This is a genomic window from Ruegeria sp. G10 (assembly GCF_056533645.1).
In genome coordinates, this window is the sequence record NZ_JBQFOQ010000003.1 from 192,924 (window position 1) to 206,743 (window position 13,820).

At 61.4% G+C, this 13,820-nt stretch carries 16 protein-coding genes; 9 read left to right on the forward strand and 7 right to left on the reverse strand.

Annotated features, from left to right (window positions below; all coding sequences use genetic code 11):
• Window positions 1-19: 19 nt before the first annotated feature.
• The 5 genes from ACR0KM_RS07835 to ACR0KM_RS07855 all read right to left on the reverse strand — a co-directional run bounded on the left by ACR0KM_RS07835 (window position 20) and on the right by ACR0KM_RS07855 (window position 2,763).
• A complete protein-coding gene (locus ACR0KM_RS07835) occupies window positions 20-202 on the reverse strand; it encodes a hypothetical protein (protein WP_480860179.1) in 183 nt (60 codons plus the stop codon).
• Window positions 203-293: 91 nt separating this feature from the next.
• Window positions 294-1,265, reverse strand: a complete 972-nt coding sequence (locus ACR0KM_RS07840) for a sterol desaturase family protein (RefSeq protein ID WP_480860180.1) — start codon at window positions 1,263-1,265, stop codon at window positions 294-296.
• Window positions 1,262-1,648, reverse strand: a complete 387-nt coding sequence (locus ACR0KM_RS07845) for a hypothetical protein (RefSeq protein WP_480860182.1) — start codon at window positions 1,646-1,648, stop codon at window positions 1,262-1,264. Before ACR0KM_RS07845 ends, ACR0KM_RS07840 begins: the two co-directional genes overlap by 4 nt.
• Before the next feature lie 121 nt (window positions 1,649-1,769).
• Window positions 1,770-2,132 (reverse strand): hypothetical protein, encoded by a 363-nt coding sequence (locus ACR0KM_RS07850; protein ID WP_480823528.1) that lies wholly within the window; start codon window positions 2,130-2,132, stop codon window positions 1,770-1,772.
• A gap of 64 nt (window positions 2,133-2,196) precedes the next feature.
• A complete protein-coding gene (locus ACR0KM_RS07855) occupies window positions 2,197-2,763 on the reverse strand; it encodes a TlpA disulfide reductase family protein (protein ID WP_480860184.1) in 567 nt (188 codons plus the stop codon).
• Window positions 2,764-2,784: 21 nt separating this feature from the next.
• Between ACR0KM_RS07855 and argH the strand changes: the two genes are divergently transcribed.
• The 5 genes from argH (at window position 2,785) to ACR0KM_RS07880 (ending at window position 8,458) form a co-directional block, all read left to right on the forward strand.
• Window positions 2,785-4,173, forward strand: a complete 1,389-nt coding sequence (gene argH / locus ACR0KM_RS07860) for an argininosuccinate lyase (RefSeq protein ID WP_480823532.1) — start codon at window positions 2,785-2,787, stop codon at window positions 4,171-4,173.
• Window positions 4,170-4,355, forward strand: coding sequence for an argininosuccinate lyase (locus ACR0KM_RS07865; protein ID WP_480823534.1), 186 nt, complete (start codon window positions 4,170-4,172; stop codon window positions 4,353-4,355). The genes argH and ACR0KM_RS07865 overlap by 4 nt, the downstream gene beginning before the upstream one ends.
• Before the next feature lie 39 nt (window positions 4,356-4,394).
• Window positions 4,395-4,544 (forward strand): hypothetical protein, encoded by a 150-nt coding sequence (locus ACR0KM_RS07870; RefSeq protein ID WP_480860186.1) that lies wholly within the window; start codon window positions 4,395-4,397, stop codon window positions 4,542-4,544.
• 63 nt (window positions 4,545-4,607) lie between these two features.
• Window positions 4,608-5,873 carry a diaminopimelate decarboxylase gene (lysA, locus tag ACR0KM_RS07875; RefSeq protein ID WP_480860188.1) on the forward strand — a complete coding sequence of 422 codons (1,266 nt, stop codon included), beginning with the start codon at window positions 4,608-4,610 and terminating at the stop codon, window positions 5,871-5,873.
• A 35-nt stretch (window positions 5,874-5,908) separates the two neighbouring features.
• Entirely contained in the window at window positions 5,909-8,458 is a 2,550-nt protein-coding gene (locus ACR0KM_RS07880; protein ID WP_480860189.1) for a TIGR02302 family protein, read from the forward strand.
• 6 nt (window positions 8,459-8,464) lie between these two features.
• Here ACR0KM_RS07880 and ACR0KM_RS07885 read toward each other — a convergent pair whose 3' ends face one another.
• Complete coding sequence (locus tag ACR0KM_RS07885; protein ID WP_480823539.1) at window positions 8,465-9,166, reverse strand: zinc-ribbon domain-containing protein; 702 nt, start codon at window positions 9,164-9,166, stop codon at window positions 8,465-8,467.
• Window positions 9,167-9,336: 170 nt separating this feature from the next.
• On the opposite strand from ACR0KM_RS07885, the gene ACR0KM_RS07890 reads away from it, so the two are divergent.
• Genes ACR0KM_RS07890 through ACR0KM_RS07905 form a run of 4 tightly spaced genes read left to right on the forward strand, consistent with a single transcriptional unit; the run spans window position 9,337 to window position 12,266 of the window.
• The gene (locus tag ACR0KM_RS07890) at window positions 9,337-10,038 is read left to right on the forward strand and encodes a cell division ATP-binding protein FtsE (protein WP_480860191.1); all 702 of its coding nucleotides are present in this window, start codon (window positions 9,337-9,339) and stop codon (window positions 10,036-10,038) included.
• Window positions 10,035-10,934, forward strand: coding sequence for a cell division protein FtsX (locus tag ACR0KM_RS07895; RefSeq protein ID WP_480860193.1), 900 nt, complete (start codon window positions 10,035-10,037; stop codon window positions 10,932-10,934). The genes ACR0KM_RS07890 and ACR0KM_RS07895 overlap by 4 nt, the downstream gene beginning before the upstream one ends.
• The gene (locus tag ACR0KM_RS07900; protein WP_480860194.1) at window positions 10,934-11,674 is read left to right on the forward strand and encodes a lysophospholipid acyltransferase family protein; all 741 of its coding nucleotides are present in this window, start codon (window positions 10,934-10,936) and stop codon (window positions 11,672-11,674) included. Before ACR0KM_RS07895 ends, ACR0KM_RS07900 begins: the two co-directional genes overlap by 1 nt.
• Window positions 11,661-12,266 carry a pyridoxamine 5'-phosphate oxidase family protein gene (locus ACR0KM_RS07905; RefSeq protein ID WP_480860196.1) on the forward strand — a complete coding sequence of 202 codons (606 nt, stop codon included), beginning with the start codon at window positions 11,661-11,663 and terminating at the stop codon, window positions 12,264-12,266. Before ACR0KM_RS07900 ends, ACR0KM_RS07905 begins: the two co-directional genes overlap by 14 nt.
• Before the next feature lie 150 nt (window positions 12,267-12,416).
• Here the strand turns inward: ACR0KM_RS07905 and lpdA are convergent, their stop codons facing one another.
• Window positions 12,417-13,805 carry a dihydrolipoyl dehydrogenase gene (gene lpdA / locus ACR0KM_RS07910; protein ID WP_480860197.1) on the reverse strand — a complete coding sequence of 463 codons (1,389 nt, stop codon included), beginning with the start codon at window positions 13,803-13,805 and terminating at the stop codon, window positions 12,417-12,419.
• Between the last annotated feature and the right edge of the window lie 15 nt (window positions 13,806-13,820).

The following is a 13,820-nucleotide window of genomic DNA, read 5'->3' on the forward strand; positions in this document are numbered from 1 at the left end:
GTTTTCTGCTTGTGCAGGATCAGCGGACAGATTGCCAAGCGTGTCCGGCCGCTCCGATCACGGCACCGATCAGGCCCAACGCGGCCATTGCAAAACCCAGTGCCAGCGCCGCTGGGGGACCGCCCGCCCCAAGCGCTGCAAACATCACCAGAGCCAATCCCGCGAGGCCGATAAACGTGAATATAGTAACAATACGGGTCATTGGGGCCTCGGGCTACTCGAATACGAAACTTCGGTCTCATATGGAGCCTTCGGCCCGAGAATCAACCTGATGAGCGCCGCGGCGCCGATCCTCAGGCTTGTTCTGCTTGTTTATTGGGCATCGTCAGGTCGGCATGCTCAAATCCGGGCGTTCCGCGATCTTCGGGATGACGCTGCAGATGCTTGGCTTTGATCTGTTGCGAGCTGTCGCGGCTGCCATCATGGCTATAGCCCGGTGGTGCAAAGCAATAGGCCAGCCGTTGGCGCAGGGTCAGCCCCGGCTGCGTTGCGTCGCGCCAGATGCCGACCCATTCGTGGAATGCTACACGCAGCGGGTTGAAGGTGCCGATATTATGCACCAGCCCGTAGTCGACGCGGTCATCCTCTTGTTCAGGCACGAAGGTGCCGAACATCTTGTCCCAGATAATGAACACGCCTGCATAGTTGCAATCCAGATACCGCGCGTTGCGCCCGTGATGGGCGCGGTGGTGGCTGGGCGTGTTCATCACCGCCTCGAACCAGCGGGGCATTTTGTGGATGGCCTCGGTGTGAATCCAGAACTGATAGATCAGGTTCAGCCCGCCCACGAAAAGTACCATCGCCGGGTGAAAGCCCAGCAGGATCAGCGGCGCGCGCACCACCATCATGAAGGTGAACGTATAGGTCCAGGTCTGCCGCAGAGCTGTGGTCAGGTTGTAATGCTGCGAGCTGTGGTGGTTCACATGACTGGCCCAGACCCAGCGGATACGGTGCCCGAACCGATGCACCCAGTAATAGCGCAGGTCATCCAGCACGAAGCACAGGATGATGATCGGGATCGACGTGCCAAGGTTCAGCGGCGTGATCTGCCACAGCCACATGAAGAACGCATAGGCGATGAACCCCAGCAGAAAGCCGGATGCGATATTGCCTGCCCCCATGATCAGAGAGGTCACGGCATCGCGCGTCTCGTACCGCCCGCCCCGGCCTTTGACGGCGATCCACAGGAACTCGGCCAGAATGGCGGCGATGAAGAAGGGCACGGCCCATTGCACCGCGTCGGGAAAGGTAATCTGGTCAGTCATTCCGGGTCCATCAGGTGTTGCCAATGCTGGCGTTCGGTCTCTTCAAGGTGAATACGCGCGCGGGGAATGGCGAAGTCGTGGAACTGCACTTCGATGCCGTCAGAGGTCTCGAGCCAGTCGAAATCACGCAGATGCCGCGCCACAGTGTCGGCCCCGAAGGACCAAAGCAGCCCGGCCCCGATCTCGGTCCGCACAAGCGCGGCGTGGCCGTCATGGGCCACGGTAACGTCGATCACCGTGTCATCAGGAAAATGTCGCAGCCACTGGTCTGCAGCCGTTTCGGATGTCAGCAGATGCAGGCGGGACTTACCCGTCAGATGCAGCAACAGCGTGATCCCGGCAATGCCGCCGACCACCAGCACCAATAGAATTTCCAGCGCCATTCCATCCTCCTGCCGCCAAACTGCAAAGCGGGAGGACGGGTGTCAAAGGTGGCGTCGCGTCAGCTTGAAACCGGGGCAGCAAGCGGACATGCCGAAGTCAGGATCACGCTGTCGGTGTATCTCAGTTGGCGACGGTGTAGACGATGGTATCGCCTTTGCCTTTGTTGCGGACAAACTTCACCTGATCGCCTTCTATCTTGACCTTCAAACAGTCTTCGGGGAACTCCCTGTCGCCAACGACAACATTGCGGCAGAAAAAGCGTTTGTTCCAAACCCAGGCACCGGTGAGTTTGGCATCATTCAGGCCAACACCGCTCATCTTCCCATCTGGGGATATGATCAGCCAGGTTGAACCGCTTACAAGCTTTTTGCCCGCTACGGATTCGACAAACTGACTTTCTTTTTTGATATCTTTGGCGCTTGCAACAGAGGTCAGTCCAACAACCATAATTGCCGCTGTAGCGAGTTTAATGACAAGTTTCACAATACATCCTCCCACTCATAACAAGTGGGAGGGATAGCACATTGGCACCCTTTTGATAAGCGTGTTAACTTTCGCCGCCTACAAGAGCACCCACGATCGCCTTTGCGCTGTCCGAATTCCATTCGGCATCACCGATCAGCCGCGCGATTTCCTGACCCTCGGGGTTGAGGATCACGGTGATCGGCAGGGCAATGACACCAAATTCACGCGCCGCGGCTGAATTGGGGTCCTGGTGACGGGGCAGGTTTTCGATGCCGTTCTCGTCAAAGAACTTCTTGATCCCGGCAGGCGTGTTGCGCCCGGTCGCCAGTGTAAGAACCTCGAACTTATCGCCACCGAACTCTTCCTGCAGTTCCGCAATCTGCGGCATCTCTTTCCGGCAGGGTGCGCACCAGGTGGCCCAGAAGTTCACCAGCACATATTTTCCGGCATAGTCCTCAAGCGTGCCGACGCCACCCTCATCCTCCAGCTGGAATTCGATGGTCTTGGCCTCTTTCGGCTCTTTGTGCAGGATCAGCCGTTTCAGCGTGCCGTCGCGCAGCGGTTTCAGCGTTTCGACATCCGCGGCCAACGCCGCGTTTGCACCCAGCGCAAGGGCCATATAAAGGGGGATCAGACGTAACAGGCGCATATCAACTCCGGGTTTTCTTTCATGACCGATCAATCCTCGAACCAGATGTGGGGCGGCCGCTTTGCCGCCGGTCCAGACGCGATCATGGAGGCAATCAACGCCTCGATCGGGTTCGATCAGCGGATGGCAGCCCAGGACATCGCAGGCTCGCGCGCCCATGCCGCCATGCTGGCCGCTACAGGCGTCATAAGTGATAGTGATGCCGAAGCTATTCGGGAAGGCCTGCTCACAGTCTTGTCAGAAATCCAGTCCGGTTCGTTTCAGTTTTCGACCGCGCTGGAAGACATCCACATGAATGTCGAGGCGCGCCTGAAAGAGGTGATCGGAGAACCCGCTGGCCGTTTGCACACCGGGCGTTCGCGCAATGACCAGGTCGCAACGGATTTCAAACTTTGGGTGCGCGATCAGTTCGACGCGGCAGAAACGGGCCTTCTGGCGTTGATCCGCGCCTTGCTGGCGCAGGCCGATGCCGGGGTCGATTGGGTCATGCCCGGCTTTACCCACCTGCAAACCGCGCAGCCGGTGACATGGGGCCATCACATGATGGCTTATGTCGAGATGTTTGGCCGTGATCTCAGCCGCGTTCGCGATGCCCGCGCCCGGATGAACGAATCCCCGCTGGGCGCTGCTGCGCTGGCAGGCACGTCCTTCCCCATCGACCGCGCTATGACCGCTGAGGCGCTGGGCTTTGACCGCCCCGCCGCCAACTCGCTGGACGCCGTCAGCGACCGCGACTTCGCGCTTGAGTTCCTGTCAACGGCTTCGATCTGCGCCGTGCACCTGTCGCGCTTTGCCGAGGAACTGGTGATCTGGTCCTCGGCCCAGTTTCGTTTTGTGACGCTGTCGGATCGGTTCTCGACCGGCTCGTCGATCATGCCGCAGAAGAAAAACCCCGACGCAGCGGAACTGATCCGCGCCAAGGTGGGCCGCATCTATGGCGCAAACACCGCGCTGATGATGGTGATGAAGGGCCTGCCGCTGGCCTATTCCAAGGACATGCAGGAGGACAAAGAGCAGGTCTTTGACGCCGCCGATAACTGGATGCTGGCGCTTGCTGCGATGGAAGGCATGGTCAAAGATATGACCGCCAACCGCGAAAGCCTCGCCGCCGCCGCAGGGTCGGGTTTTTCAACCGCGACCGATCTGGCCGACTGGCTGGTGCGCGTGCTGGGCCTGCCGTTCCGCGATGCGCACCATGTCACTGGATCGCTGGTGGCGATGGCCGAGGCCAAGACCTGCGACCTGCCCGATCTGACGCTCGAGGATATGCAAACCGTCCATGCGGATATCACCGACGATGTCTTTTCTGTTCTTACGGTCGAAAATTCAGTAAACTCTCGCCAATCCTACGGAGGAACTGCGCCGGATCAGGTGCGGGCCCAAATCGCGCGATGGAAGACGTTGATATGATGCGGATACGACATTTGGTGCTTTTGCTGACAGCTACAGTGGCCTTGGCCGCGTGTGGCGCTGATGGCGAACCGATCCAACCCACCATGAGCGCGAGTGTCGGCGTGGGTAGCAGCGGCACCTACGGTGGCGTGGGGGTTGGCCTGCGGCGCGGTGGATTGGGTGTTTATCTGGGGCTGTGATCTGCCCTGAAAACAGCGTCGAACGAAAGAGACCTTCATATGAAACCCATGGGCCTGATCTTCTGCCTCGTCATGCTTGCCGCGTGCGAGCCGTCATCCTCTCCGAGGTCCGCGCCCGAGGCGTCAAGCGGTGGGACGGGCATCTCGATCTCGGGCTATGGTCGCGTTGGCGTGGTGACGCGCCAGTAGGCTTGCCAGACTTGGTGCAGAATCCATTGATCCGAAGGGCCTTTTTGGTCTAAGCGCGCTGTCATGGATCATTTTCTCTACCGCGACGGCGCGCTTTACGCCGAGGATGTGCCCGTTTCCGAGATCGCGTCTGCGGTCGGAACCCCATTCTACGTCTATTCAACGGCGACCTTGCTGCGGCATTTCAAGCTGTTTGATGACGCGCTTGAGGGTATGGATCATCTTGTGTGCTATGCGATGAAAGCGGCCAGCAATCAGGCGATCCTGAAAACGCTGGCGCAAGCGGGCGCAGGGATGGATGTGGTCTCGGGCGGGGAATATCTGCGTGCCAAGGCGGCAGGTGTGCCCGGGGACAAGATCGTTTTCTCGGGCGTCGGCAAGACAGCGGATGAGATTCGGGCGGCGTTGACGGGCGGCATCCGGCAATTCAACGTTGAATCCGAGCCCGAGATGCAGGTGATTAACGCCGTTGCGCTTGAACTTGGCAAGGTTGCGCCGATCACCGTGCGGGTGAACCCCGATGTGGATGCGAAAACCCACGCCAAGATTGCCACCGGCAAGTCCGAGAACAAGTTTGGCATCCCGATCTCGCGCGCGTCCGAGGTCTACGCGCTGGCAGCCAGCTTGCCGGGCTTGGAGGTGATCGGGATTGATGTCCATATCGGGTCGCAATTGACCGAGCTTGAGCCGTTTGAACTGGCCTACCACAAGGTCGCAGAGCTAACCGAACGCCTGCGTTCTGAGGGCCATAACATACATCGGCTGGATCTGGGGGGTGGACTGGGCATTCCCTACACCCGCTCGAACGATGCACCACCTTTGCCGGTCGAATATGGCGCGATGATCAAGAAAACACTGGGTCATCTGGGTTGTGAGATCGAAATTGAACCGGGGCGCCTGATTGCAGGCAACGCGGGTCTGATGGTGTCCAAGGTTATTTATGTCAAATCCGGTGAAGGCCGTGATTTCCTGATCGTTGATGGCGCGATGAACGACCTGATCCGGCCTGCGATGTATGAAGCGCATCATGACATCATCGCGGTGGCAGAGCCCGCTGCAGGTGTCGAACAACAGCCCTATGACATCGTCGGCCCAGTCTGCGAATCCGGCGACACCTTCGCCAAACAGCGCAACATGCCGCCGCTGAAATCGGGTGATCTGATCGCCTTCCGAAGCGCCGGAGCTTACGGCGCGGTGATGTCCAGCGAATACAATACCCGACCCCTGATCCCCGAGGTTCTGGTGAATGGGGATCAATTTGCCGTAATTCGTGAACGCCCAAGCTTTGACGAAATCATAAACCGCGATACCATACCCGTGTGGCTCTGACGCGATAGGCGCGCGGGCCGATCAGGAGGCCCGCCTTGCGCGACGTATCAAACCTGCCGATCCCAAGAGGATCCCTGTGGCTTACGCATGCCGGGATGCTGGCCGAGCAGGTCATGCGTGCCTTTTGGCCCTTCTTCTCGATACTCATGGCGGTGCTTGCCGCCCTTATGCTGGGTTTGCAGGACCTTGTGCGGATCGAGACCGTCTGGGCGGGTGCAGCCGTCAGCGTGTTGGCGTTGATTGCGACAGCGATTCTCGGGCTCAGGCGATTCCACCTGCCGACCCGAACCGAGGCGCTGGTGCGGTTGGATGAAACGCTGCCGGGCCGACCGATTCAGGCCTTGATGGATGATCAGGCGATTGGCGCGATGGATGCCGATTCTGTGGCGTTGTGGAGGGCGCACCAGTCGCGCATGGCGGCGCGCGTGGCTGAGGCGGAACCGGTCAAGCCCGACCTGAGGTTGGCGTCGCGTGACCCCTATGCGCTACGTTATGCCGCGCTGCTGGCGCTGGTGGTGGCCGCGCTTTTTGGCTCGTTCTGGCGGATTGGCTCGGTTGCCGATATGACACCGGGCACCGCGCAGGCCGGGCAGGGCCCCAGCTGGGAAGGGTGGGTTGAACCGCCGCGCTATACCGGTTTGCCGACGCTCTATCTGGCGGATCAGACCGATCCCACGCTGAGCGTGCCCAAGGGCAGCCGCATCACGCTGCGGTTTTACGGAGAGGTGGGCGCCCACAGCCTGACCGAAACGTCGACGCCTTTGGGTACCGAAGCTGCCACTGATCCCGAGCAGGAATTTGTCGCTGAACGGTCCGGCCAGATGCGGATCGAGGGTCCGGCAGGTCGCGACTGGATGCTGGACATCCTTCCGGACACTGCCCCGCAGATCGCTGCAGCGGGGGCGGCTGAGGCTGAAGCTGGTGGGCAGATGAAGTTGCCCTTTGCGGCAGCGGATGATTACGGCATCGTTTCGGGAACAGCGCGGATCGAGCTTGATTTGCCCGCCGTGAACCGTGAGTTTGGTCTGGCGACCGAGCCCGAGCCACGTGAAACGATCACTGTTCAACTTCCGATGCCGATCACCGGCGATCGGACTGAATTCACCGAAGACCTGATTGAAGATTTCTCGCAGCACCCATGGGCGCATTTGCCCGTCAGGATCACGCTGATGGCTGTCGATGCGGCAGATCAGGAATCGGTGGCAGAGCCCTATCTGACCGACTTGCCCGCCCGTCGGTTCTTTGACCCGCTGGCTGCGGCGGTGGCGGAACAGCGCCGTGATCTGCTGTGGTCGCGCGAAAACGCTTTGCGCGTGTCGCAATTGCTGCGCGCGGTCTCGCATCTGCCCGAAGACCTGTTCCGTTCGGACACGGCCTATTTGCGTTTGCGCGTGATCCTGCGCCGGTTAGAGACCTTTGACCGCCACGGTGCGCTGAATTCGAAACAACAGGAAGAGATCGCGCAAGCGCTGTGGGAACTCGCGGTTCTGATTGAGGATGGAACGCTTGCGGACGCGTTGGAACGTATGCGCCGGGCGCAAGAGCGCCTGACTGAGGCGATGCAGAATGGCGCCAGCGACGAAGAGATCGCCGAACTGATGCAGGAATTGCGCGAGGCGACGCAGGACTACATGCGCCAGTTGCAGCGTCTGGCGCAAGAGAACGGTGAGACCCAGCAGGGCCAGCAAGGGCCCAACGGTGAAACCCTGCAGATGACGCAGGACGACCTGCAGCGGATGATGGACCGCATTCAGGAACTGATGGAACAGGGCCGCATGGCCGAGGCGCAGCAGGCGCTGGAAGAGTTCCAGCAGATGATGGAAAACATGCGCGTCACCCAAGGCCAGGGTCAGGGCGGCCAGTCCGAGGGTCAGCAGGCCATGGAAGGCCTGGCGGAAACCCTGCGCGAACAACAAGGCCTCAGCGATCAGGCGTTCCGGGACCTGCAGGAACAGTTCAACCCGGGCGCGCAATCGGGCGAAAGCCAGGGCAATGAAGGGCGCAATGGCGGTCTTGGCCGGGGCGAGAGCCATGAAGGTCAGGGCGGTCAGGGACAGGGCCAGGATCAGGCTGGCGAGGGCCAGCAGGGACAGGAGGGTTCATTGGCGGATCGCCAACAGGCCCTGCGGGATGAGCTTGGGCGGCAGGAACAGAACCTGCCGGGTGGCGGAACACCGGAAGGCGAGGCCGCGCGCGAAGCGCTTGGCCGTGCAGGCCGCGCGATGGACGAGGCCGAAGATGCCTTGCGGGGCAATGATCTGGCCGAAGCCATTGACCGCCAGTCCGAGGCGATGGAAGCCTTGCGCGAAGGCATGCGGTCACTGGGTGAGGCGATGGCGCAGAACCAGCAAAACCAGCCTGGTCAGGGAACCGAGGCCGGAGATATGCAAGCCAATAACCGGGACCCTCTGGGCCGCACGCCGGGGTCTGCCGGGTCGATCTCGACAGATGACAACCTGTTGCAAGGCGAAGATGTCTATCGCCGTGCCAGAGAGCTGCTGGATGAAATCCGCCGCCGCACGGGCGATACGGATCGGCCGCAGATCGAGCTAGAGTACCTCAAACGTCTGCTCGAGCGGTTCTGAGCGCGTTCAGTTCTGCGCACCGCCCGTCTGCGTCTCAAGCCAGATGCGGGCCTGATCGATCATCGAGACATAGGATTTCAGAACAGGATCGGCCTGCGGAACGGCCTCGCTGATTTGATTGGCGTTGCCGTAGATCAGGAACAAAATGACCCCGATGATGACGATAAGCGCGAAGCCGCGCAGAAACCCACCGGATTTGCGAACAGGGGCGGCTTCCTCGGCATCCTCGGATGTCAGATCGCTGCGCAGGCCGGAATTGATCGCCTCGACATCGGGCAGAGCGTCCTTCTGACCCGCATCTGACGCTGTTTTACTTGCTTCGGGGCGCTTGGGTTTGACCTTGGGCTCTTCCGGCACTTCAAGCGCCATATCGGCTTGGCTTTCCAGACTGCTTCCCTCGCGCTCGCGCAACTCGGCCTCGCGCGCGGCCTCTTCTTTCAGGATGTTGGCAACGGCGGGGTCTACATGGCCGCTATCGTCCTCGGGCTTCTCGGGCAGTGTTTCCGGGGCTGCAGGCGCGGCAACTTCTTCGACCTCGTCTGTGACCGGCGCAGGCGGCGCTTTTGCCTCAGCCGTCGCAGTGTCTTTTGCCTTGGCCTGAAACCACGTGTGTTCGCAATTCGAGCACTGCACATCGCGCCCACCATCGGGGATCACCTCATCCGGGACCTCATATTGGGCACTGCAATTCGGACACGTTAAACGCATTCTGCCTCCTGCCCGGCCAAGCGGGCCTGATAGTAGTTTTTTCAGGGATGATATTCCGTTAAGACCCAACAGCAAAGCGCGTTTTCGCCATCGTAGGTCAAGTGTCGCCAATTGGACCCGTTCAGGGGATCAAAGCAGGCATTGAAACCGTCGTCGCGCTCGGGCAAGAGATGAGCAGAACAATGGGGGCAGGCGTGATCGAGCTGGAAAATATCAGCTACAGCTATGGCGGCGGCGAATTGCTGAGCGATGTTTCGCTGCAGCTGCAGCCGGGATCGTTCCACTTCCTGACCGGGCCGTCGGGCTCGGGCAAGACCACGCTGCTGAAACTGTGCTACGGCGCTTTGCTGCCGACCTCGGGGCGGCTAAGCGCCTTTGGCGAGGATATTGCGCGGCTGGACCGTGACCAGATGGCCCTGCTGCGCCGTCGCATTGGCGTCGTGCATCAGGATTGCCGGTTTCTGGATCACATGACCGTGGCCGAAAACGTCGCCCTGCCGCTGATGGTGTCGGGTCGGGCGGAGGCGGGCGAACAAAACGATCTGACCGAACTGCTGGGCTGGGTCGGGCTGGGCAGCCGTCTTGAGGCGCTGCCGCCGGAGCTCTCGGGCGGTGAACGTCAACGCGCCGCGCTGGCCCGTGCCGTCATCCTGTCGCCGGATGTGGTGCTGGCGGATGAGCCCACGGGCAATGTCGATTGGGAGATGTCGCAACGCCTGCTGCGCCTGCTGGTCGAGCTGAACCGGATGGGCAAGACCGTGCTGATCGCGACCCATGACCTGTCCCTGATCCGCGCCGCCAAAAGTCAGGTGCAGGCGCGGGTGCTGCGTATTTCTCAGCGCCGCCTGCAGCTTGCGGGGGCCGATCTATGAGCAAGGGCGATATCCGCAACCTGCTGCGCCGCGACAGCCGCGCCGACCGCGTCGTGCCGCCCACCGGGTTTACCGCACAACTGACTCTGTTCGTATCCGGCGCGATGGCCTTTCTGGCCGTCTTTGCGCTGGCTTTGTCGCTGGCCTCGGGGCGGCTGGCGGATCGCTGGGCCTCGGAACTGGCGGGGGCCGCCACGCTGCGGATCAACGCCCCCGCCGACCAACGCGCCGCCCAGACCGAGGCTGCGCTGACTGTATTACGCCAAACCCCCGGCGTCGCCTCGGCCCGCGCGCTGACCAGCGAGGAACAAGCGGCACTGCTGTCGCCCTGGTTCGGCCCCGACCTGCCGCTCGAGACGCTGCCCATCCCACAACTGATCGAGATCATAGAAGGCCCGCCCGGTCTGGATGCCGCCGGTCTGCGCCTGCGTCTGGGGGCCGAAGTGCCCGGCGCGGTACTGGACGACCACACCCGCTGGCGCGAACCGCTGGTTGATGCCGCCATGTCGCTGCGGCGACTGGGCTGGATTTCGATCCTGCTGATCGGTGGGGCCACGGCTGCGATGATCACCCTTGCCGCCAATGCCTCGCTGGCCGCCAACGCCCAGATCATCGAGGTCCTGCGTCTCGTCGGTGCCCGCGACCGTTTCATCGCCGGGGCCTTCGTGCGGCGGTTCACCTTCCGCGCGCTGTTCGGTGCCGCGGTCGGCACCCTGCTGGGCATGTCCGGCGTGCTGCTGCTGCCCGAAGCCTCGGACGCGGGTGGATTTCTCACCGGGCTCGGGTTTCAGGGGGCAGGCTGGCTGCTGGTCGTGCTGATCCCGCTTTTGGGCGCGGCGGTTGCGTTTCTGGCCACATGGTCGGCGGCGCGGCGCAAGTTAAAGGAGCTTTCGTGATGTTCATGGCCCTTCAATGGATACGGTCGCTGATCTTCATGTTCACGATCTACGCGTGGATGCTGATCCTTGGGATTGTCTTTGCACCCTACGCGCTGTTCGCCAAACGCGGAGCGGCGCGGGCCTGCATGACCTATGCCCGCACGACCATGTGGCTGGCCCGCTGGATGGTCGGTATCCGCAGCGAAATCCGCGGAAACCCTCCGACCGGAGAGGTGGTGATCGCCGCCAAGCACCAGTCCTTCCTCGATATCATCATGATCTTCAGCGCCATCCCCCATGGCAAGTTCATCATGAAGAAAGAGCTTCTGTGGACCCCGGTCATCGGCATGTATGCCCGCCGGCTGGGTTGTGTCGCGGTTGATCGCGGCAAGAGGGGCGTGGCGGTGGCCAAGATGGTCAAGGATGTGGCCAAAGAGTTCAGCGAACCCGGCCAGCTGGTGATCTACCCGCAAGGCACCCGCGTCGCGCCGGGTGTTCCGAAACCTTACAAGGTGGGGACTGCGGTGCTCTATCAGGGGCTGGGGTATCCCTGCGTACCGGTCGCCACAAACGCGGGCGTCTTCTGGCCCAGAACCGGCATCCTGCGCAAACCCGGCACAGCCATTGTCGATTTCCTCGACCCGATCGAACCCGGCGTTGGCCGGGACGCCTTTCTGGAGCGGCTCGAGGACGTCATCGAAACAGGTTCAAACGCATTGATGCGAGAAGTGGGATTTGACCCGGATGCAGTTCATTGAAGACATAACGACGCTCGAGGGGCTTTACGGCACACCCGGCGCACCCTCGCTGCGCAAAGTGGCCCGGCAACTGACGCCGCTCTATCGCAAATGGATCATGACCGCGCGGCTTTGCGTGCTGAGCACCGTGGGCCCTGAAGGCGTCGATGGCAGCCCGCGCGGCGATGACGGACCTGTTGTGCTGGAACTGGACCCCGGCACGCTGGCGCTGCCCGACTGGCGTGGGAACAACCGGCTGGACAGTCTGCGCAACATCGTGCGGGACCCGCGTGTGGCGTTGATGTTCATGGTGCCCGGTTCAAACACTGTGGTACGGGTCAATGGCACCGCGCGCCTGACGGCGGATGAAACGCTGCGCGCCCGCTTTGAAAAGCACGGCAAACAACCCGCCACCGTCATCGTTATCGAAATTGCCGAGATATACACCCAATGCGCCCGCGCGCTGATGCGGGCGCAGACATGGGCGGGCGGTGACGATGCCAAACAGCTACCGAGCGTTGGCGAGATACTGGCCGAAGTGAGTGCTGGTGACGAAGGCGGTGCCCGATACGATCAGGAATGGGGTGCACGCGCCGCCAAGACCATGTGGTAGAAAAGGGGGCTCTGCCCCCGCCGCGGCAAGCCGCGACTCCCCCGGGATATTTAGAGCCAGATGAAGCAGGGGATCCGGTCTTCATCTGGCCAGAAATATCCCGGAGCGCGAGGCAGAGCCTCGCATCCCGCGCTTTCAGCCCTTACAGTTTCACGAGTGGATCGGGCCGTCGCCACAGGCGAGTGCTGCTTCACGCACCGCTTCTGAATAGGTCGGGTGTGCGTGGCAGGTCAGAGCCAGATCCTCGGCGGAGGCACCGAATTCCATGGCGACGCAGACCTCGTGGATCAGATCGCCCGCCGCGGGGCCGATGATGTGGGCCCCCAGAATGCGGTCGGTGTCCTTATCGGCAAGGATTTTGACAAACCCGTCGGCTGCGAAGTTCGCCTTGGCGCGGCCGTTACCCATGAACATGAACTTGCCGACCTTGTAGGCGCGGCCCTGTTCTTTCAGCGTTGCCTCGGTCTCGCCGACATTGGCGACCTCGGGCCAGGTGTAGATTACGCCCGGGATGACGCCGTAGTTCACATGACCGTGTTTGCCTGCGACTTGCTCGGCGGCGGCCATGCCTTCGTCCTCGGCTTTGTGGGCTAGCATCGGGCCTTCGGTGACGTCTCCGATCGCGTAAATGCCGGGAACGTTGGTCTGCCAGTCAGCGCCCACTTTGATCTGGCCGCGCGGTGTCATCTCAACGCCCAGAGCCTCGAGTCCCAGACCATCGGAATAGGGTTTGCGCCCGGTGGCGACCAGAACGGTGTCGGCGTCGATCACATGCTCGCTGTCATCCTTGAGCAGCTTATACGTCACTTTGGCCTTGGTCTTGGTCGCTTCGGTCTTTTGCACCGCCGCGCCCATGACGAAGTTAAGACCCTGTTTCTTGAGAATACGCTGGAAGGTCTTCTGTACTTCAGGATCCATGCCCGGCGTGATTTCCTTGAGGAATTCGATCACCGTCACCTCGGCCCCAAGACGGCTGTAGACCGAGCCCAGCTCCAGCCCGATCACACCGGCACCGATCACCACCATCTTCTTCGGAATCTTGCCCAGAGACAGTGCGCCGGTCGAAGTCACAACGACCTTCTCATCCACTTCGACACCGGGCAGCGCCGACGGCTCAGAGCCCGAGGCGATGATGATGTTCTTGGCCTCGTGCACCTCATCACCCACCTTTACCTGACCGGCAGCGGGGATCGAGCCCCAGCCTTTCAGCCAATCGATTTTGTTCTTCTTGAACAGAAACTCGATGCCCTTGGTGTTGCCGTCGATCACCTCGTCCTTATAGGCCTGCATCTGTTTCCAATCGACCGACGGAGATTTGCCTTTCAGGCCCATCTTGGCAAAGTTATGCTCGGCTTCGTGCAACTGGTGACTGGCATGCAGCAGCGCCTTGGACGGAATGCAGCCTACGTTCAGACAGGTGCCGCCCAGCGTCTCACGCCCTTCGACCACGGCGGTTTTCAGCCCCAGTTGGGCGCAGCGGATGGCGCAGACATAGCCGCCGGGGCCGGCTCCGATTACGATGACGTCATAGCTGGACATTGGGGCACTCCTTGA

Bases quoted from the DNA above. Each gene is read 5' to 3' on its own strand.
- ACR0KM_RS07885 (WP_480823539.1), bottom strand. From the start codon at position 9,166: ATGCGTTTAACGTGTCCGAATTGCAGTGCCCAATATGAGGTCCCGGAT.
- ACR0KM_RS07890 (WP_480860191.1), top strand. From the start codon at position 9,337: ATGAGCAGAACAATGGGGGCAGGCGTGATCGAGCTGGAAAATATCAGC.
- ACR0KM_RS07870 (WP_480860186.1), top strand. From the start codon at position 4,395: ATGAAACCCATGGGCCTGATCTTCTGCCTCGTCATGCTTGCCGCGTGC.
- ACR0KM_RS07865 (WP_480823534.1), top strand. From the start codon at position 4,170: ATGATGCGGATACGACATTTGGTGCTTTTGCTGACAGCTACAGTGGCC.
- lysA (WP_480860188.1), top strand. From the start codon at position 4,608: ATGGATCATTTTCTCTACCGCGACGGCGCGCTTTACGCCGAGGATGTG.
- argH (WP_480823532.1), top strand. From the start codon at position 2,785: ATGACCGATCAATCCTCGAACCAGATGTGGGGCGGCCGCTTTGCCGCC.
- ACR0KM_RS07835 (WP_480860179.1), bottom strand. From the start codon at position 202: ATGACCCGTATTGTTACTATATTCACGTTTATCGGCCTCGCGGGATTG.
- lpdA (WP_480860197.1), bottom strand. From the start codon at position 13,805: ATGTCCAGCTATGACGTCATCGTAATCGGAGCCGGCCCCGGCGGCTAT.
- ACR0KM_RS07855 (WP_480860184.1), bottom strand. From the start codon at position 2,763: ATGCGCCTGTTACGTCTGATCCCCCTTTATATGGCCCTTGCGCTGGGT.
- ACR0KM_RS07895 (WP_480860193.1), top strand. From the start codon at position 10,035: ATGAGCAAGGGCGATATCCGCAACCTGCTGCGCCGCGACAGCCGCGCC.
- ACR0KM_RS07845 (WP_480860182.1), bottom strand. From the start codon at position 1,648: ATGGCGCTGGAAATTCTATTGGTGCTGGTGGTCGGCGGCATTGCCGGG.
- ACR0KM_RS07900 (WP_480860194.1), top strand. From the start codon at position 10,934: ATGTTCATGGCCCTTCAATGGATACGGTCGCTGATCTTCATGTTCACG.
- ACR0KM_RS07905 (WP_480860196.1), top strand. From the start codon at position 11,661: ATGCAGTTCATTGAAGACATAACGACGCTCGAGGGGCTTTACGGCACA.
- ACR0KM_RS07840 (WP_480860180.1), bottom strand. From the start codon at position 1,265: ATGACTGACCAGATTACCTTTCCCGACGCGGTGCAATGGGCCGTGCCC.